General features: G+C 64.7%; 18 protein-coding genes. 13 read left to right on the top strand and 5 right to left on the bottom strand.

Annotated elements, in window-relative coordinates; all coding sequences use genetic code 11:
* Positions 1 to 13: 13 nt before the first annotated feature.
* Both CCR94_RS14685 and CCR94_RS14680 read left to right on the top strand, forming a co-directional pair.
* Positions 14 to 862: a C40 family peptidase gene (locus CCR94_RS14685; RefSeq protein ID WP_146090009.1), complete on the top strand. Its 849-nt coding sequence runs from the start codon at positions 14 to 16 to the stop codon at positions 860 to 862.
* Positions 863 to 1,054: 192 nt separating this feature from the next.
* A complete protein-coding gene (locus CCR94_RS14680; RefSeq protein WP_104508583.1) occupies positions 1,055 to 1,489 on the top strand; it encodes a DUF2383 domain-containing protein in 435 nt (144 codons plus the stop codon).
* Positions 1,490 to 1,567: 78 nt separating this feature from the next.
* Here the strand turns inward: CCR94_RS14680 and CCR94_RS25120 are convergent, their stop codons facing one another.
* Positions 1,568 to 1,738: a hypothetical protein gene (locus tag CCR94_RS25120; RefSeq protein ID WP_158254769.1), complete on the bottom strand. Its 171-nt coding sequence runs from the start codon at positions 1,736 to 1,738 to the stop codon at positions 1,568 to 1,570.
* Positions 1,739 to 2,124: 386 nt separating this feature from the next.
* On the opposite strand from CCR94_RS25120, the gene ccoN reads away from it, so the two are divergent.
* The 11 genes from ccoN to CCR94_RS14625 all read left to right on the top strand — a co-directional run bounded on the left by ccoN (position 2,125) and on the right by CCR94_RS14625 (position 13,295).
* Entirely contained in the window at positions 2,125 to 3,792 is a 1,668-nt protein-coding gene (gene ccoN, locus CCR94_RS14675) for a cytochrome-c oxidase, cbb3-type subunit I (protein ID WP_104508582.1), read from the top strand.
* Positions 3,793 to 3,803: 11 nt separating this feature from the next.
* Positions 3,804 to 4,535 (top strand): cytochrome-c oxidase, cbb3-type subunit II, encoded by a 732-nt coding sequence (ccoO, locus tag CCR94_RS14670; RefSeq protein WP_104508581.1) that lies wholly within the window; start codon positions 3,804 to 3,806, stop codon positions 4,533 to 4,535.
* A gap of 10 nt (positions 4,536 to 4,545) precedes the next feature.
* The gene (locus CCR94_RS14665) at positions 4,546 to 4,695 is read left to right on the top strand and encodes a cbb3-type cytochrome oxidase subunit 3 (protein WP_104508580.1); all 150 of its coding nucleotides are present in this window, start codon (positions 4,546 to 4,548) and stop codon (positions 4,693 to 4,695) included.
* A gap of 3 nt (positions 4,696 to 4,698) precedes the next feature.
* Positions 4,699 to 5,580 (top strand): cytochrome-c oxidase, cbb3-type subunit III, encoded by an 882-nt coding sequence (gene ccoP, locus CCR94_RS14660; protein WP_104508579.1) that lies wholly within the window; start codon positions 4,699 to 4,701, stop codon positions 5,578 to 5,580.
* Positions 5,581 to 5,788: 208 nt separating this feature from the next.
* Positions 5,789 to 7,255 carry a cytochrome c oxidase accessory protein CcoG gene (gene ccoG, locus CCR94_RS14655; RefSeq protein WP_104508578.1) on the top strand — a complete coding sequence of 489 codons (1,467 nt, stop codon included), beginning with the start codon at positions 5,789 to 5,791 and terminating at the stop codon, positions 7,253 to 7,255.
* Between the two features lie 23 nt (positions 7,256 to 7,278).
* Positions 7,279 to 7,782: a FixH family protein gene (locus CCR94_RS14650; protein WP_146090008.1), complete on the top strand. Its 504-nt coding sequence runs from the start codon at positions 7,279 to 7,281 to the stop codon at positions 7,780 to 7,782.
* Between the two features lie 3 nt (positions 7,783 to 7,785).
* Entirely contained in the window at positions 7,786 to 9,990 is a 2,205-nt protein-coding gene (locus CCR94_RS14645; RefSeq protein ID WP_104508576.1) for a heavy metal translocating P-type ATPase, read from the top strand.
* A gap of 15 nt (positions 9,991 to 10,005) precedes the next feature.
* The gene (gene ccoS / locus CCR94_RS14640; protein WP_104508575.1) at positions 10,006 to 10,158 is read left to right on the top strand and encodes a cbb3-type cytochrome oxidase assembly protein CcoS; all 153 of its coding nucleotides are present in this window, start codon (positions 10,006 to 10,008) and stop codon (positions 10,156 to 10,158) included.
* Positions 10,155 to 11,375 (top strand): MFS transporter, encoded by a 1,221-nt coding sequence (locus CCR94_RS14635; RefSeq protein ID WP_104508574.1) that lies wholly within the window; start codon positions 10,155 to 10,157, stop codon positions 11,373 to 11,375. The genes ccoS and CCR94_RS14635 overlap by 4 nt, the downstream gene beginning before the upstream one ends.
* 1 nt (position 11,376) lies before the next feature.
* Positions 11,377 to 12,192 carry a bifunctional hydroxymethylpyrimidine kinase/phosphomethylpyrimidine kinase gene (gene thiD, locus CCR94_RS14630; protein ID WP_104508573.1) on the top strand — a complete coding sequence of 272 codons (816 nt, stop codon included), beginning with the start codon at positions 11,377 to 11,379 and terminating at the stop codon, positions 12,190 to 12,192.
* On the top strand, positions 12,189 to 13,295 hold the full coding sequence (locus CCR94_RS14625; RefSeq protein WP_104508572.1) for an alpha/beta fold hydrolase: 1,107 nt from the start codon (positions 12,189 to 12,191) through the stop codon (positions 13,293 to 13,295). The genes thiD and CCR94_RS14625 overlap by 4 nt, the downstream gene beginning before the upstream one ends.
* Positions 13,296 to 13,313: 18 nt before the next feature.
* Here the strand turns inward: CCR94_RS14625 and hisG are convergent, their stop codons facing one another.
* The 4 genes from hisG to hisS form a co-directional block, all read right to left on the bottom strand.
* Entirely contained in the window at positions 13,314 to 14,309 is a 996-nt protein-coding gene (gene hisG, locus CCR94_RS14620) for an ATP phosphoribosyltransferase (protein ID WP_104508571.1), read from the bottom strand.
* Positions 14,291 to 15,355: an ATP phosphoribosyltransferase regulatory subunit gene (locus CCR94_RS14615; RefSeq protein WP_104508570.1), complete on the bottom strand. Its 1,065-nt coding sequence runs from the start codon at positions 15,353 to 15,355 to the stop codon at positions 14,291 to 14,293. The genes hisG and CCR94_RS14615 overlap by 19 nt, the downstream gene beginning before the upstream one ends.
* Positions 15,356 to 15,443: 88 nt before the next feature.
* Positions 15,444 to 15,803: a DUF4087 domain-containing protein gene (locus CCR94_RS14610; protein WP_104508569.1), complete on the bottom strand. Its 360-nt coding sequence runs from the start codon at positions 15,801 to 15,803 to the stop codon at positions 15,444 to 15,446.
* A 16-nt stretch (positions 15,804 to 15,819) separates the two neighbouring features.
* Entirely contained in the window at positions 15,820 to 17,313 is a 1,494-nt protein-coding gene (gene hisS / locus CCR94_RS14605) for a histidine--tRNA ligase (RefSeq protein ID WP_104508568.1), read from the bottom strand.
* Positions 17,314 to 17,527: the final 214 nt, after the last annotated feature.

Raw genomic sequence — 17,527 nt, 5'->3', positions numbered from 1 at the left:
GAAGAGCAAGAAATTGACTTATGATACGCGATTGACGCCCGCGCGGCCGGATCTGGCCGCCGAACACCTCAAGGACATGGTTCAGGCGGACGCCTATGCGCCGGGCAAACGCATGCAGGTGACCCGCTCCTTTGTCGACGTGAAGCGCGCGCCCGACGAGAACGCCCCGACCGACACGCAGGCGCTGTTTGGCGAAACGCTGATCGTCTATGAGCAGAAGAACGGCTGGTGCTGGGGACAACTCGATCGCGACCGCTATGTCGGCTATATCGACGAGACCGCGCTGTCGGAAAACACGGTCAAGCCCAATTATCGCGTGCGCACGCGCCACACGATCGTCTATTCCCAGCCCGACATGAAATCGGCGCCGATCGACGCGCTGCCGTTCGGCGCCGAAGTCCATGTCGTCTCCGCCACTTCGGAGTTCTCGCAGCTCCAGGACGGCGGCCATGTGTTCAGCCGGCACATCGCGCCGAACACGCGGCCGGCGAGCGATTTCGTCGGACTGGCGGAAATGTTCTTGCACACGCCCTATCTGTGGGGCGGCAAGACTGACATGGGCATCGACTGTTCCGGCCTCGTGCAAGTGACGCTCAACGCCATCGGCGTGGCGGCGCCGCGCGACACGGACCTGATGGAAACCATGCTCGGCCGCCACGCCGACGTGGACGACCGCATGCGCAACCTGCGGCGCGGCGACCTGATTTTCTGGCGCGGCCATGTCGCCATCATGGCCAGCGAGCAGACCATCATCCACGCCACCGCGTATTCCATGACGGTGATGACCGAGCCGCTGCAAACCGCGCGCGACCGCATCCGCTCGAAGAATTTTTCCGAGGTGACGGCGGTGCGGCGGGTTTAAGGCGCCGGATCGAGTCCGTCATCCCAATCAAACCATTAGCCCTCATCCTGGGGAGGCTCCGGGGCGCCGTCTCGGCGTTGGCTCAAGAGGCGGAAGGTCGCCAGCAAGGAACAAAAAGCGGCGTGGCTTGTTGAGCCCGGCAGGCATGGGCGTCTGGTTTACAGACGCTTCAATCTTGTTTGGGAGCGCATCATGGACGATCTCGTTGGCAAGCTGACAAGCCTTCATACCAGTTTGATCGATGCGCGCAGCGGCTATGAAGAGGGATTGAAGGATGCTCATGGCAAAGGGCTGGCGCCGCTTTTTTCAGAACTGATCGCTCTGCACGAACAGGGCGTCGGCGCCATTGCGCTGCAACTCCAGCGCCTTGGCGCGCCGGTTGATGAGGATGGATCACTCATGGGAACTTTTGACCGTGTGGTGATGAAGGTCACGTCGCTGTTTACAGAGCTTGACGAGAAAATCATCCCGAGTCTGGTCGATGGCGAACAGCGAGTGCTTGTTCATTATGACGAAGCCATCAAGGCGTCGTCGCCAGATCGTCCTGAATATTCAATTCTCATCGCGCAAAGAGACGCATTGCGGAACACGATTGCACAGCTGAGCGAGCGTGCGACTCAAGCCTGAGCGAAGCAAAGGCCTCGCAGGGGCGGCTCGGCTTCCCGGCGCTTCGAGGCGTTCTTTGTCGGCGCGATCCCCTTCGCTTTAAAGCGTCCGCCTCAGCCTCGCGGTCATCCATTGCGCAAAATCCGGCCCGCCGATCCGGTTCAACGCCTCAGGGATCGCGCCGACAGAAATCGCGCCGACCACGGGGCCGGTCATCGTCGCCATGCCGCCGAGCAGGACCATCAGGATCGCCTCGCCGGACAGGGTCAAGCGCCGCCGACAGCCCGAAGGTCGCGCGCTTGTATAAATCCACGCTGTAGCCGGGCGAAATGGCGAGCGGCTTGTTTTCGCGCAAGGGAATCTAGCGGTGACGCCCGGAAAACCTTGTCCTTTAGTCCAAAGTCTCAAGTTGCCTTTGTTCCATTTTCAGCGGGAGCCTCGCGCTATTGGGCGAAAGTCGGCGCGTCAAAGTGTCGCAGTTATTTGACAAAGTTCCTCCACCGCTCTCGCCATGGCCGGGTTTTGGCGCTATGGGAGGCCCCGGAGCGCGGCATTTGACTTGCGTCAATGAACGCGTTGTGGGGGCGGGCAATGGTCCGCCCGATGGCGATCTGGTAGGCTCTGTGGCGCCAGATTGATTTCATTGGGGCGAAAACATGGCGCAAGCAGAAACATTCACCACAGCGCCGCCATCTGGCGGCAAGTCCATCTCCTTTGGCGAAATTACGATGATCGTCGTTTCGCTCGTGGGCGCGGTCGGCGCGCTCTACATCGCATCGAAGGCCTATACCGCCCCCTATGCGTTCCACATGATCGTTTTCGCCCTGGCTGGATTTGGCGGCGCCTTCGCCACCATCAAGCGTTACAAGAACCGCCCCGCCGTCATCCCGCAGGAAATCAACGGCAAGCCGAACTACAACTACGGCCCGATCAAGTTCACCTCGATCGCCGCGGTGTTCTGGGGCATAGCCGGGTTCCTCGTCGGTCTGATCATCGCCCTGGAGCTGGCTTTCCCCGATCTGTCGATGGGTCTGCCCTGGCTGAATTTCGGTCGCTTGCGCCCGCTGCACACCTCAGCGGTGATCTTCGCCTTCGGCGGCAACGTCCTGCTGGCGACCTCGTTCTACGTCGTGCAGCGCACCTGCCGCGCCCGTCTCGCCGGCGAGATCGCGCCCTGGTTCGTCGTCCTCGGCTACAACCTGTTCATCGTCATCGCCGGCACCGGCTACCTGCTGGGCATCACCCAGTCCAAGGAATATGCCGAACCGGAATGGTATTCCGACCTCTGGCTCGCCATCGTCTGGGTCGCCTATCTGCTGGTGTTCCTAGTGACGTTGTGGAAGCGCAAGGAGCCCCACATTTACGTCGCCAACTGGTTCACGCTGGCGTTCATCATCACCATCGCCATGCTGCACATCGGCAACAACGCCTCCATTCCGGTGTCGATCTTCTCGCCGAAGTCCTACATCGTCTGGTCGGGCGTGCAGGACGCCATGTTCCAGTGGTGGTATGGCCATAATGCGGTCGGCTTCTACCTGACCGCCGCCTTCCTCGCCATCATGTATTATTTCGTGCCCAAGCGCGCCGAACGCCCGGTCTATTCCTACCGCCTGTCGATCATCCACTTCTGGGCCCTGATCTTCATGTACATCTGGGCCGGCCCGCACCATCTCCACTATACGGCGCTGCCGGACTGGACGCAGACGCTGGGCATGACCTTCTCCATCATGCTGTGGATGCCCTCGTGGGGCGGCATGATCAACGGCCTGATGACGCTCTCGGGCGCCTGGGACAAGCTGCGCACCGATCCCGTGCTGCGCATGCTCGTTGTGTCCATCGCCTTCTACGGCATGTCGACCTTCGAAGGTCCGCTGATGTCGATCAAGGTGGTCAACTCCCTGTCGCATTACACCGACTGGACCATCGGCCACGTGCATTCCGGCGCTCTCGGCTGGGTGGGCTTCGTCTCCTTCGGCGCGCTCTACTGCCTGATCCCCTGGGTGTTCAACCGCAAGCTTTACTCGCTGAAGCTGGTGAACTGGCACTTCTGGGTCGCGACCATCGGCATCGTGCTCTACATCACGGCCATGTGGGTGTCCGGCATTCTCCAGGGTCTGATGTGGCGCGCCTATACCGCCAACGGCTTCCTGGAATATTCCTTCATCGAAACCGTCGAAGCCATGTTCCCCTTCTATGTGATCCGCGCGGCGGGCGGCGGCCTGTTCCTGATCGGCGCCCTGATCATGGCCTTCAACTTCTACAAGACCATTGCCTCGCCTGAGCTGGCGAGCGCCCCCGAAGCCGCTCTCGCGCCTGCCGAGTGAGGAGATCGAACATGTCCCTTTGGAGCAAACACGCGATCTTCGAGAAGAACTCTCTCGTTCTTCTGATCGGCATCCTCATCGTGGTCGCCATTGGCGGCCTCGTGGAGATCGGCCCGCTCTTCTACCTGAAGAGCACCATTGAAACGGTCGACGGCGTGCGGCCTTACACGCCGCTCGAACTCGCCGGCCGCAACATCTACGTGCGCGAAGGCTGCTATCTCTGCCACTCGCAGATGATCCGCTCGCTGCGCGACGAGGTGGAGCGTTACGGCCATTACTCGCTGGCCGCGGAATCGAAATACGATCATCCGTTCCAGTGGGGCTCCAAGCGCACCGGTCCCGATCTCGCCCGCATCGGCGGCAAATATTCGGACGACTGGCAACGCGGCCATCTGACCAATCCGCGTTCGGTGGTGCCCGGCTCGGTCATGCCGCGCTACGGCTTCCTCGCCAGCTCACCCCTCGAATACACGCACATTCAGGAAGACATGAAGGTGCTGAAAATCGAAGGCGTGCCCTACACCGACGACATGATCGCCAAGGCCAAGGACGACCTCAACGCGCAACTCAACACGGACGACGGGGCGGTGGCCGGTCTGGCCACCCGCTATCCCAAGGTCGTCGCCCACGCCAGCAATGGCGCGGCCGGCCCGACCGAACAGGATGCGCTCGTCGCCTATCTGCAAATGCTCGGGACGACGGTGGACTTCACCCAGTTTAACGACAAGGCCAGCTGGCGCTGAGGGGCGAAAAATGGACGTCGAAGCTTTCTTCGCTCAGGCGAAAGTCGTGAGCATCCTGTTGGTCGTGGTCGCATTCCTGGGCGTCATCGCCTTCGCGCTGTGGCCATCGAAGAAGAAAAGCTTCGACGAAGCCGCGCGCCTGCCGCTCAACGAGGATTGAACGATGGTTGATCACACGCACCAAGATATCGATGCGGCCACGGGCACACCGACCACGGGCCATGAATGGGACGGCATCAAGGAATTAAATACGCCGCTGCCGAGATGGTGGCTCTGGCTGTTCTACGCCTGTATCGTCTGGGCCTTCGGATATTGGGTGCTCTACCCGGCCATTCCGCTCCCCGGCGGCCACACCAAGGGTATGCTGAACTGGGCCTCGCGCGACGCGGTGCAGAAGGACGTCGATAATCTCAAGGCGATCCGCGCGCCATTCGTCGGCAAGATCGAGCAGGCGAGCCTGCAGCAGATCAGCGCCGATCCGAAACTGGCCGAATTCGCCCGCGCCTATGGCAGGTCCGCCTTCGGCAACAATTGCGCGGCCTGCCACGGCTCGGGCGGGCAAGGCAACGCGGGTTATCCGAACCTCGCCGGCGACCGCTGGCTGTGGGGCGGCTCGCTCGACCAGATCGCCGCCACCATCACCCATGGCGTGCGCGCCGGCGACGCCGAAGGTCACGATCCCACCGCTTCGGCGGGCATGCCGGCCTGGTCGCAAATGGGTCTGAACACCCAGCAGATCGATCAGGTCGCCGATTACGTGGAGTCGCTGATCAAGCCGACCAACGCCGACGTGTCGGCGGGCCAGAAGATCTTCACCGAGAACTGCGTGGCCTGCCATGGCGAAGACGCCAAGGGCAATCTCGATCTGGGCGCCCCCAACCTGATGTCCAAGTCGAAGTGGCTCTATGGTTCGGACAGGGCGACGGTGGTCCAGACCATCGCCAACGGCCGCGCCGGCCAGATGCCGGCCTGGGGCGCCAAGCTCGATCAGGCCACCATCAAGTCGCTCACGATCTACGTCCACTCGCTGGGCGGCGGCCAGTAAGCCCGGCCAGAGTCCGAGGCTCGATTGCGGCGAAGCCGGCGGTTCCGGCTTCGCCTTTTCATTTGTCGCGCCCCAAAGATCGTCAAGTCCGGACTTGATTTTGCTCAAATTTGAGCAAAATAGTCATCGACTCCGCAGGCGCGGGATGCCTAGAACGAAGCCGACGCCCTTCGCGGCAGCGCCGGGGCGATGCAACGGAAACGGCGACATGACGCTCAGCGTGGAAAAAGATCCAATATTGAGAAAACCGGAGCCGGAACCCTCCGAGGCCCTGTTCGAAGGCCGCAAGCCGATCTATCCGCAAAGCGTGTCCGGCCGGTTCCGCAACATAAAGTGGGGCCTCCTGATCGGCGGCCTGCTGCTGTACTATTTCCTGCCCTTCCTGCGCTGGGACCGTGGCCCCGGCCAGCCCGGGCAAGCCGTGCTGATCGATCTCTCCAACGGCCGTTTCTTCTTTTTCGGCGTCGAGATCTGGCCGCAGGAGGTCTATTACATCACCGGACTGCTGATCCTCGCCTCCTTCAGCCTGTTCCTGATGAACGCGTTGGCGGGACGGGTCTGGTGCGGCTATCTCTGTCCGCAGACGGTCTGGACCGACCTATTCCTGCTGATCGAACGCTGGACCCAGGGCGAGCGCCGCGAACGCCTGATCAAGGCGGGGCAGCCATGGACCATGCAGACGCTGGTCGAGGCGATCCTGAAGCACGCGCTGTGGCTCATGATCGCGTGGTGGACCGGCGGCGCCTGGGTGCTGTATTTCGCCGACGCGCCCACGCTGGTAAAGCAGCTCGCCACCTTCCAGGCCCCGATGGAGGCCTATGTCTGGATCGGCATCCTCACCTTCACCACCTACACCCTGGCCGGCTTCGCCCGCGAGCAGGTTTGCCTCTACATGTGCCCGTGGCCGCGCATCCAGGCGGCGCTGACCGACGAATGGGCGCTCAACGTCACCTATCGCGTCGATCGCGGCGAGCCGCGCGGCTCCTTGAAAAAGGCGCAGGCCTTGCGCGAAGCCGGCGAGCCCGCCGGCGACTGCGTCGATTGCAACCAATGCGTGGTCGTGTGCCCGACCGGCGTCGATATCCGCAATGGCCTGGACATGGGCTGCATCCAGTGTGGCCTGTGCATCGACGCCTGCGACAACGTGATGAGCCGCGTCGGGCGCCCCACCGGCTTGATCGGCTATGACACCGACAACAATGTCGACCGCCGCGCCCAGGGGCTTCCCGCCGAGCCGCCCAAAATCTTTCGCGCCCGCACCATTGTCTATATGGCGCTGATCGCGGGCGTCGCGGCGATCATGGGCTTTAGCCTCGCGACCCGCAACACGCTGGGCGTCGACGTCATGCACGACCGCAATCCGATCTATGTCGCGCTGTCGGACGGATCGCTGCGCAACGGCTACACCATCCGCGCCCTCAACAAGCTCGGCGCCGCGCGCGACTTCAAGCTGACCCTCGACGGTTTGCCGAAGGGCCAGATCGAAGTCTTGGGACAGAAATCCAGCGACGGCGTGGACATCCATGTCGAAGCGGACCAGACGCTGGAAATGCGCGTGATGATCACCACGCCGCCGGACGCCGCCCCGCCGACGAGCACGCCGATCAAGCTCGTGCTGACGGACGCGAAGACCGGCGAAAAGGCGGCGCGCGCCGATTTCTTCAAGGGGCCGTGAGGCTCGTCAGGAAGGATGTTTCGATGATCGAAGACAGCGATTACCAGCCCAAGGGTCAGCCCCTCACCGGGCGCAAGGTGCTGTTCATGCTGATCGGCTTTTTCGGCGTGATGCTGGGGGTCAACTTCTACATGGCGCGCGAGGCGGTCATGACCCATCCGGGCCTCGATATCGCCCATCCCTACGATGCGGGCGTCGCCTATAACAAGGAAATCGCCGCCGCCAAGGCGCAGGAGGGGCTCGGCTGGTCGGTGGGCCTGAGCCGCTCCAGCCAGGGCGGCGCCACCGAGGTGACCGTCACCGTCAAGGACAGGGACGGGCAGCCGCTCAATGGCCTGGAGGCGGCGCTGCATTTCGTCTATCCCGCCACCAGCAGGCTGGACAAGACCGTCGCCGCCTCAGGGATCGCCGACGGCGTCTATTCCGGCGCGGCCGAATTGCGGCCGGGACACTGGGACGTGGAGATCGAACTCAAGCGCAACGGCGAACAGGCGTTCCGGTCGCGCAACGCCTTCAACGTCGAGTAAGATATGGGCGCGGCGCCGGATTTCTCGCATTTCGTCAGGAACGACGAGGACGGGCGTTCAAGGCTCGATCTTGCGATCGACGGCATCACCTGCGCCGCCTGCCTGCCCGACATTGAAACCGCCATGGGACGGTTGCCCGGCGTAAAACTGGCGCGGCTCAACCTCACCAGCCATCGCCTCGCCCTCACCTACGATCCCCAGCAGGTCGAGCCCGCGCGCTTCACCGGCGCGCTGGAGGCGATCGGCTACCGCGCCTATCCCTTCGAGCAAAGGCAGGTCGAGGCCGACGAGCAGGCGCGGTTCAACCTGCTGCTCAAATGCCTGGGCGTCGCGGTGTTCGCGAGCATGAACATCATGCTGCTGTCGATCTCGGTCTGGTCCGGCCAATCGACCTCGCTGCCGCCGGAGACCCGCGATTTCTTCCATTTCGTCTCGGCGCTGATCGCGCTGCCCGCCGCCGCCTATGCCGGTCAGCCGTTCTTCAGTTCGGCGTGGACGGCGATCCGCCAGCGCCGGCTCAACATGGACGTGCCCATCACCATTGGCGTCACGCTGGCTTTGGCGCTGTCGGTCTATGAAACCCAACATCACGCCGACCACGCCTATTTCGATTCCGCTGTCATGCTGCTGTCGTTCCTGCTGGCTGGGCGCGTGCTCGACCAGGCCATGCGCCGCCGCACCAGGACGGCCGCCGGCAATTTGGCGGCTCTGAAGGGCGAGAACGCGCTGCGTCGCGAAACGAAGGATGGCGCGGACGATTGGGCGCTCGTTCCGGTCGCTGCGCTCGCGGCGGGCGACCGGCTGCTGGTGCGCGCCGGCGAGCGCGTTCCCGCCGATGGCGTGATCGTGGAGGGGACAAGCGCGGTCGATGAAAGCGCCATCACCGGCGAGACCGATCCAAAACCGGTGCGGTTGGGCGACCACGTCTATGCCGGCACGGTCAATGGCGAGGGCGCGCTCACCGTGGATGTGACGGCCGCCGGCCATTCCGCCCTGATCGACGAGGCGGCGCGGCTGATCGAACAGGCCGGCGCCGCGCGCTCGCGCTACATGCAGCTGTCCGACCGCGTGTCGCAATTTTACGCGCCCGCCGTCCATCTCACCGCGCTGATCACCGGCTTCAGCTGGTGGCTGTTTTTCGGCGCGACCGCCCATGACGCTCTGGTGATCGCCATATCCGTGCTGATCATCACCTGTCCCTGCGCTTTGGCGCTGGCCGTGCCGACCGTGCAGGCGATGGCGTCGGGCGCCTTCTTCCGCTCCGGCCTTTTTCTCAACGACGCGCGCGGCCTGGAAAAACTCGGCGAAATCGACTCCGTGGTGTTCGACAAGACGGGCACGCTGACCCTGCCGCAGTCCGGCGTCGCCAATGCCGACGACATTCCCGCCGACCTGCTGGCCCTCGCCGGGCGTCTGGCGCGCTCCAGCCATCATCCGCTGGCGCTCGCCCTCGCGCGGAGCTTGCGCGCCGGCGCGCCGCTGCCCGATGCGCGGGAAACGCCGGGGCAGGGGGTGTGCGCGTCCTATGAAGGCGGCGAGGCGCGGCTTGGCTCCGCCGCCTTCTGCGACGCCGAGTTCTTGCCGCCGGAGAACGAGGCCAGTTCGATTTACATTCGCGCCGGCGAAAAAGTCGCGCGCCTGTCGATCCGGCAAACGCTGCGGCCCGACGCCGCAAAAATCATCGCGCATTTGCGCGGCGCCGGCCTCGACCTGCACATTCTCTCGGGCGACCGCGCCGAAGCCGTGGGGCCGGTCGCCGCGAAGTTGGGAATTGCGGATTGGCGCGGCGGCCAGAAACCCGCCGACAAGATCGCCTTTGTCGAAGATTTAGGCGCGCGGGGCAAAAGAGTTCTCATGGTCGGCGACGGGCTGAACGACGCGCCGGCGCTGGCCGCCGCCCACGCCTCGCTCTCGCCCATCGATGCTGTGCATCTGACGCAAGGGCAGGCCGACGCTGTGTTTCTCGGGGAAAGGTTGCTGCCCGTCGCCGCCGCTTTGGCGATCGCGAAGAAGGCGCGCGGGCTGATGACGCAAAACCTGACCTTCGCCATCGTCTACAACGCCATCGCGGTGCCTGTCGCCATGGCGGGCCACGCCTCGCCGCTGTTCGCCGCCGCAGCCATGTCCGGTTCGTCGATCCTGGTGACGCTCAATGCGCTGCGCTTGCGCGGGCCGGGCAAAAGCGTCAATGTCTTGGCCAAATCCTGAAGAAAAGAGATCAGCATGAACGTCCTGGTCTTCCTTATTCCCCTCGCCATCGCGCTCGGCCTGCTTGCGCTCTACGGCCTGTTCTGGTCGCTCAAGCGCAACCAATACGAGGATCTCGAAGGCGCGGCCTATCGCATCCTGCTCGACGACGACATCGAGAAGAAATGACCGCCATCGGCCAGGGGCGCGCCACGCCGAGCGACATGCCGGAGTCTGAAATCGGTTCAGGCATGGCGCGGGCCGGACGTCTGGCCTGCTTCTGCCCACCAGGTTTGCCTTCGCGGGAACTGGCGCCCTCGCCGGGGTCAGCCGCTTTTGTGACCGACGGCCGCTGGAGTCCCGGCGTCGTCACCCTCGCTGGCGGCTTCGCCTTGTCGGTGCTGTCGCAAAGCCTGACGCTTGGCATGTTGCCGCTCGCCGGACGTCTGCTGGCGCCTTCGCCGCATCTGATGTCGGCGCCCTATATCGCCATGCTGCTTGGCGCGGCGCTGGCGACCTTTCCCGCCTCTTTCCTGCTCGACGCTTTTGGCCGCCGCGCGGCGCTGGCTCTGGGCGCCAGCCTCGGCATAGCCGGCGGCCTGATCATGGCCTTCGGCTTGAGCTTCTCCTTGTTCGCGCCGTTCTGCCTCGGCGCCTTCTGGCTTGGCGTGGCGCAGGGCTTTTCGCTGTTCTACCGCCACGAGGCGGCGCTGGGATCGGACCCTCGGGGTCGCGCGCGGGCGGCCTTGGTTGTGTTCGGCAGCGGCGCGCTGGCCGGTCTGATCGGTCCCGCGCTCGCCGGTTTTGTCGCGCAACACGCGCCCGAAAAACTGTTCGCCGCGACGGCGCTCGCCGCAGCGGCGACCCAGGTTCTGGTGCTGGTTCTGGCGGTTTTCACCACGGCGCGCGCGCCGATCCTGCCCGGCGCCGCGCTGCATGAAAAGACCGCGCCAGACTGGGCCGCCTTTGTCGCGCCAAGCCTGATCGCCGCGCTGGCATGGTTCGGCATGACCGTGGCGATGGTGGGCGCGCCCGGCGCCATGTCGGGCTGTGGCATAGCGGCGCCCGACGTGTTCTCCGCCGTGTCCTGGCATGTGATCGCCATGTACGCCCCGGCCTTTTTTGCGGGCGCCTTGGCCCGGCGCCTCGGCGCCGATGCGACGGCGGGTCTCGGCCTCGCCCTGATCGCGGCCGCCTGGGCGCTCGAAATCTATGCCGGCGACTATTGGCGCTTCGCCGCTGCTTTGATCGTGGTCGCGGTGGGCTGGAGTCTCGCCACCGCCGGGGCGTCGCTGCGGCTCTATCGCGCCAATCCCTCGCGTGCGATGCTGGCGGCCCATGACGCCTTGCTGTTCGTTTCGGCCATGGGCGGGGCGCTGGCCGCCGCTTTCCTTCCCGTGGGGTGACATGGCTTACGCGAAAATCCTGTCGATTGCGGGCTCCGATCCCTCCGGCGGCGCCGGCATACAGGCCGATCTCAAGACCTTCGCCGCCTTCGGCTGCTACGGCATGGCCGCGATCAGCGCCCTCACCGCGCAGAACACGCGGGGCGTCCAGGCGGTCAGCGTGGTTCCTGCGGATTTCGTGAAACGCCAAATCGAAAGCGTGTTTGCCGACATTGCGGTGGATGCGGTCAAGATTGGCATGATCGGCGGGCCGGCCAACGCTTTCGCTATCGCGGAGGCGCTGGCCGGGGCCCGGGCGAAAAACATCGTGCTTGATCCCGTGCTGGTGGCGACGAGCGGCGACGCACTCGGTGGCCCCGCCATGAGGGCGCCCCTGCAAAAAATGCTTCCATTGGCGCGGCTGACGACGCCCAATCTGGTCGAAGCCGCGATTTTGGCCGATGGCGCAAGCGGGGGCGAAAAATTGGCGCGTGGCGTCGAGGACATGCGGGCGCTCGCGCTGCGGCTGTGCGCGCTCGGCGCGCCGGCGGTTCTAATCAAGGGTGGGCATCTCTCCGAAGGCGATGCGCTCGACCTGCTCTATGACGGCGAAAATTTTGCAGAATTCACCGCGCCGCGCATAAAAACGCGCAACACCCACGGCACCGGCTGCGCGCTGTCTTCGGCCATTGCGGCCCTGCTCGGCCAAGGCCGGGGGCTCAGCGAGGCGGTCGGGGGCGCGAAAGCCTGGCTGACGCGGGCGCTGCAAGCCGGCGCGGATGTGCACATCGGCGCAGGCCACGGCCCACCCCACCATTTTTGCGATCTCTGGCCATGATAGACTTTTTGGTCGAAAAACGCCGCATGACCATCCCGGAGCTGGAGCTGCTCAGCGGCGTCAGGCTGAAAAACGTTCCCGCGGGCTTCGAGACCTACGGCCGTCTCAACGCGGCTCGGGACAATGCGATCCTCGTCTGCCACTATTTTTCGGGAACCAGCCATGCCGCCGGCCGCTACCGCGCCGACGACGCCAAGCCCGGTTATTGGGATGCGATCATCGGTCCGGGCAAGGCGGTGGATACGGAGAAATTCTTCGTCATCTCCGTCGATTCTCTGTGCAACCTCAACGCCTTCGATCCCAATGTGGTCACGCTCGGCCCCGCCAGCCTCGACGCGGCGGGCAATCCTTATGGCCTGCGTTTTCCCGCCGTCGCCATCGCCGATTTCGTGCGGCTGCAAAAAGCCGTGCTCGATGCGCTGGGTATCGGGCGACTGCATGCGGTGATGGGGCCGTCCATGGGCGGGATGCAGACGTTTGAATGGGCGGCTTCCTATCCCGAAAGGGTTGGGCGCATCATTCCGGTGATCGCCGCGCCAAAATTCGACGGCTGGCTGATCGGCTGGCTTTCGCTGTGGGCGCAGCCGATCCGGCTCGATCCCGCCTGGCGCGGCGGCGATTATTACGAGACCGGGGCGCCGCGCGGCGGGTTGGAAGCGGCGCTGCGGCTGATCACGCTGAACGCGCTCGACGCCGACTGGGCGGACAACGCCATCGGCCGGGTTTTACGCGACGGCGGCGATCCCGCCGACCTCGCCGCCGAGCCCTACGCCATCGAGCAAACCCTGACAGACGCCGCGCGCGAAAAAATGGCTTTCATGGACGCCAACGCCCTGCTTTATCTCGTTCGCGCCAACCAGACTTACGTCCCCGGCGCGGGCGCCGGCGCTGAGAACGCCGACGAGGGCTTGAGCCGGATAAAATCGCCGGCCCTGGTGATTTACGCGCCGGGGGATCAGGTGTTTCGCGCCGAATGGATCGAGACCGCCGCGCAAAAACTCGGCGCCGAAACGATCCAGTTGCACGGCCCCTACGGGCACTACAACGGCATTCTCAAAATCGCCGACGCGACAGACCGGATCAGGGGCTTCCTGGAAAATTAGCTTTCAGGACCCCCGCGCTCACGCGCCGAGGCGCGCGACCAGTTTTTCGTAGAGCGGGTTCTTCGCCGTGAAGACATAATCGCTCTGGCGCACGATCACGTCTTCCGCGCCCTGGCCGACCAGCCAGTCGGCCAGGGCCGGAGCCTGCGCCTTGGCGGCGAACATGGTGATGCGGCCATCGGCGTTGCGGCGGCGCAATCTTGCGCCGAACCCGTCGAGTTTTTCCGCGAAACCTTCCGGCTCCGCGTGGAGGGTCGCCACCAGTTCGCGGGTGGTGCGGGCCTCTTCCTCCGCCGCGATCCGCGCCAGAATTTTTCGCGCAACCTCGCGCAAGTTCGGGGTCCACGGCGCGGCCAGCGAGGCGACCAGATTGGCCTCGGAGCGCAGAATCACCCCGTCGTCCAGCACCTTCAAACCGTTGGCGACCAGCGTGGCGCCGGTGGAGGTGATGTCCACGATGACCTCCGCCTGTCCGGCGGCGGGCGCGCCTTCGGTGGCGCCGAGGCTCTCGACGATGTGGTAGTCCGTCACGCCGTGATCTCGGAAGAAGGCGCGGGTGGTGTTGACATATTTGGTCGCCACCCGCATCCGCGCGCCACGGCGGGCGCGAAAACCCATGGCGACGTCGTCGAGATCGTCCATGTCGCGCACGTCGATCCAGGCCTGCGGCACGGCGACCACGACATTGGCGTGGCCGAAGCCGAGTTTTGTCAGCAACTCGACCTTGCCCCGCGCCTCGGCCTCCACCACCAGATCCTCGCCGGTGACGCCGAAATGCACGGCGCCGGAGGCGAGGTTCCGCACGATTTCGGACGCGGACAAGAACGCCACTTCGACATCGTCCACGCCGGCCAGCACGCCGCGATAATCGCGCGCGCCGCGCGCCTGCTGCACGGCGAGGCCGGCGCGGGCGAAGAAGGCGTTGGCGTTTTCCTGAAGGCGGCCTTTCGAGGGAACCGCCAGAACGAGTTTTTCGCTCACGTCATGGTCTCCCGTCACAGCCGCTCCATCCATATCGCGGCGCCGACCGCCGGAATGTCTTCTTTCGCGCCGAGGGTCGAGAGCAGCCGGTCGTAGCGCCCGCCGCCAATGACGGGATCGCCGCCTTTCGAGGCCTCGAACACAAAGCCGGTGTAATAATCGAGGTTGCGCGCGAAGCCGGCCGAATATTCCAGCGTATTCAGGTCGATGCCGCGCGCAGCCAGAAAATTCAGGCGCTGGTCGAAGGCGTTCATTTCCACCGTGAGGTCGAGTTGCGCGGCGGCGAACAGGGCGCGCAACTGCGCGGAGGCCTGATCCGGCTGTCCGGAAATGGCGAAGAATTGTTCGAGCAGACCGCGCTTGGCGGCGTCGAGACCGGCGCTGGAGCGCAGTTCCGCCTGTTCGAGGAAGCGTTCGGCGATTTCGTTCGCCGTGCGGCCGCCAAGCGCCGATATGTCGGCGATTTTCAACAGATCTTCGACCAGGGCGCGCGCGCCGGCCTTGTCGGCGCCGTCGAGCGCCGCCAGCACGCCGGAATGATCGGAGTGGTCGCGCCTGGGATTAAAGATCTCGCCGAGGGCCTGGCCCTTGGCGAGGCCGGCGTGGATGCGCCGCAGCCAGACGGCCGGCAGTTCGAGTTTTTCGAGCAGGGCCGAAACCAGCGAGGCGTCGCCCATCCGCACGCGCCATGGACCCGGACCCGCGGTCTCCAGCGCCAAGGCCAGAATTTCGGCGTCGGCGGCTTCGCGGTCGGCGCGTCCGAAATTTTCCAGGCCCGCCTGGATGAATTCGGGTTTTGCGCCCGCGCCGAGCCGGAACACCGGGCCGCAGGCGCAAAGGGCGGCGGGTTCTCCGGCCTCGGGCGAGGCGAGATAGGCCAGCGACAGCGGAATGGTGAATTCCGGGCGCAGGCAATATTCCCGCGCGCCGTCGGAGGTCAGCAGCAGCCTGCCGCGCATGTCCTCGCCGGACAGGTCCAGAAAGACGGATGCGGGTTGCAGGATGGCGGGATCGCGGGCGCGATAGCCGGCAGCCTCCAGTTTCCGCAGAAAGGTTTCATTGTCCTGACCGGCGCTCATTCCCCGCTCCGCCCCAAATTTGGGATCGCTTTAGCAAGATTGCGCACGGAAAGCACTTTCTTTCGCAGACAAGAGTGAACGCGCGCGTTCACTCCGGCGCTTTCAGTCCTTTGTCCTTGCGGCAGGCCGACAGCGGCTTCCAGGCGAAGCTCGCGATCTTCGTCACCATCTTGGTCTTGGCGTCATATGCGCCGCCCATGCAGCCGCAGCCGTAACCATGACCGCCCGAATTCGTCTCCACCCAATTGCGCCCGGCAGTGTCGGGAATACGGTCCATGCCGGGGTCGCGATCCACGCCCTGCGTCATCATGATCCACTCGCCCTTGCTGTCGGTGAGCCACCAATTGCCCGGCGTGGGATTGACCACCCAGCCGCAGCGGGTTTCGGCGAGCGCGGCGCCGGCGCAGGCTTGCGCGGCGAACAGGACGGCGAGAGCAATGCGACGCATATATGTCTCCAATCGGTCAGAGGCCGTGGCGGCTGAGAATTTCCTGCACGCTCACGACCATATCTTGTTCGCTGACGGAAATCTGCGCGGGACGCGCCGCCTTCCATTCCTCGTTGGAGCCGATGGCCGCCGCGGCCTGGGCGCCTTCGATCAGATCCTTGATCTGGACCTCGCCTTTATCGCGCTCGTTGGAGCCCTGGATGATCACGCAGGGGCTGTGGCGCTTGTCGGCATATTTCATCTGCGCCTTCATGCCGGCGCCGCCGAGATAAAGCTCCGCGCGCACGCCCGCCTCGCGCAACTGGGCGACCAGGGTCTGGTAATGGGCGAGGTGGTCGCGGTCCATCACCAGCACCACCACCGGGCCTCGATGCGGCCTGGCCGCGACCAGAGGCGAATCAATGGCTTTCAACGCGGCGAACAGGCGGGACACGCCGATGGAAAAGCCGGTCGCCGGCGCATTCTCGCTGCGGAAGCGGCCAATGAGACCGTCGTAGCGGCCGCCGCCGCCGACGGAGCCGAAGCGGATCGGCTGGCCCTTGTCGTCTTTCGCTGTAAAGGTGAGTTCGGCCTCAAACACCGGGCCGGTGTAATATTCCAGCCCGCGCACCACCGAGGGGTCGATCAGCAGCCGGTTTTCATTGTAGCCGCAGGCCTTGGCCAGCGCATCCATGGCGCGAAGCTCCTCCACGCCCTCCTGGCCGCGCGGCGAGGCGGCGACCAGGGCGGCCAGCGCCTCCAGCGTCTGGGCGTTGTTGCCGCGCCGGGACGCCGTGAAGGCGAGCACGGTTTCTATCGCCTCCGGGGCGAGCTGGGCGCCCTTGGTGAAATCGCCGGATTCGTCCTTGCGCCCGGCGCCGAGCAGGTCGCGCACGCCCGGCGGACCGAGACGGTCGAGCTTGTCGATCGCGCGTAAAACCACCAGCCGGCGCAAAGCCTCGTCCTCGCCGCCGAGGCCGATCACCTCCATCACGCCGTCGAGAATTTTGCGGTTGTTGATTTTGAGAAGGTAGTCGCCGCGCGCGATGCCGAGCTTTTCCAGCGTGTCCGCCGCCATCATGCACAATTCGGCGTCGGCGGCCGGGCTGGCCGAGCCGACCGTATCGGCGTCGAACTGCATGAACTGGCGGAAGCGGCCCGGACCCGGCTTCTCATTGCGGAACACGAAGCCGGAGCGATAGGAGCGATAGGGCTTGGGCAGGGATTCAAAGTTTTCGGCGAAATGGCGGGCGAGCGGGGCGGTCAGGTCGTAGCGCAGCGACAGCCATTGCTCGTCATCGTCCTGGAACGAGAACACGCCGGCATTGGGCCGGTCCTGATCGGGCAGGAATTTCCCCAGCGCCTCGGTGAATTCCACGGTCGGAGTCTCGACCGCCTCGAACCCGAACAGTTCGTAAACCTCGCGGATGGCGTCGAGCATGGCGCCGACCGCGCCGATCTCGTCGGCGCCGCGATCGACGAATCCGCGCGGCAGTCGGGCTTTGACGAGGGAGGTTTTGGCGGGGGGCATGGGTGTTTTCCTGTTTGCGGCTTCATAGGCGGGGCGGGGCGTCGAGACAAGAGCGTGCGGCGCCAAGGAGCGACGCTCACGCTCCCCCGATTAGGCGAGACATCCATGAAGCAGACGCCGCCAGTCCTTGCAGGAGAAAGTTTTGTGTGATTGACGCAAAGTAATGTAGAGATCATCACGATCTTATAAAAATTTAACTGTAAAACTTTGCCTG

The sequence above is a fragment of the Rhodoblastus sphagnicola genome (assembly GCF_002937075.1).
GTDB lineage: Bacteria > Pseudomonadota > Alphaproteobacteria > Rhizobiales > Beijerinckiaceae > Rhodoblastus > Rhodoblastus sphagnicola.
This window is presented reverse-complemented; position numbering and strand designations above follow the sequence as displayed.

Excerpts from the sequence above, each read along its gene's own strand:
- CCR94_RS14680 (WP_104508583.1), top strand. The coding sequence starts at position 1,055 with ATGGACGATCTCGTTGGCAAGCTGACAAGCCTTCATACCAGTTTGATC.
- ccoN (WP_104508582.1), top strand. The coding sequence starts at position 2,125 with ATGGCGCAAGCAGAAACATTCACCACAGCGCCGCCATCTGGCGGCAAG.
- ccoO (WP_104508581.1), top strand. The coding sequence starts at position 3,804 with ATGTCCCTTTGGAGCAAACACGCGATCTTCGAGAAGAACTCTCTCGTT.
- CCR94_RS14665 (WP_104508580.1), top strand. The coding sequence starts at position 4,546 with ATGGACGTCGAAGCTTTCTTCGCTCAGGCGAAAGTCGTGAGCATCCTG.
- ccoP (WP_104508579.1), top strand. The coding sequence starts at position 4,699 with ATGGTTGATCACACGCACCAAGATATCGATGCGGCCACGGGCACACCG.
- ccoG (WP_104508578.1), top strand. The coding sequence starts at position 5,789 with ATGACGCTCAGCGTGGAAAAAGATCCAATATTGAGAAAACCGGAGCCG.
- CCR94_RS14650 (WP_146090008.1), top strand. The coding sequence starts at position 7,279 with ATGATCGAAGACAGCGATTACCAGCCCAAGGGTCAGCCCCTCACCGGG.
- CCR94_RS14645 (WP_104508576.1), top strand. The coding sequence starts at position 7,786 with ATGGGCGCGGCGCCGGATTTCTCGCATTTCGTCAGGAACGACGAGGAC.
- ccoS (WP_104508575.1), top strand. The coding sequence starts at position 10,006 with ATGAACGTCCTGGTCTTCCTTATTCCCCTCGCCATCGCGCTCGGCCTG.
- CCR94_RS14635 (WP_104508574.1), top strand. The coding sequence starts at position 10,155 with ATGACCGCCATCGGCCAGGGGCGCGCCACGCCGAGCGACATGCCGGAG.
- thiD (WP_104508573.1), top strand. The coding sequence starts at position 11,377 with ATGGCTTACGCGAAAATCCTGTCGATTGCGGGCTCCGATCCCTCCGGC.
- CCR94_RS14625 (WP_104508572.1), top strand. The coding sequence starts at position 12,189 with ATGATAGACTTTTTGGTCGAAAAACGCCGCATGACCATCCCGGAGCTG.
- hisG (WP_104508571.1), bottom strand. The coding sequence starts at position 14,309 with ATGGATGGAGCGGCTGTGACGGGAGACCATGACGTGAGCGAAAAACTC.
- CCR94_RS14615 (WP_104508570.1), bottom strand. The coding sequence starts at position 15,355 with ATGAGCGCCGGTCAGGACAATGAAACCTTTCTGCGGAAACTGGAGGCT.
- CCR94_RS14610 (WP_104508569.1), bottom strand. The coding sequence starts at position 15,803 with ATGCGTCGCATTGCTCTCGCCGTCCTGTTCGCCGCGCAAGCCTGCGCC.
- hisS (WP_104508568.1), bottom strand. The coding sequence starts at position 17,313 with ATGCCCCCCGCCAAAACCTCCCTCGTCAAAGCCCGACTGCCGCGCGGA.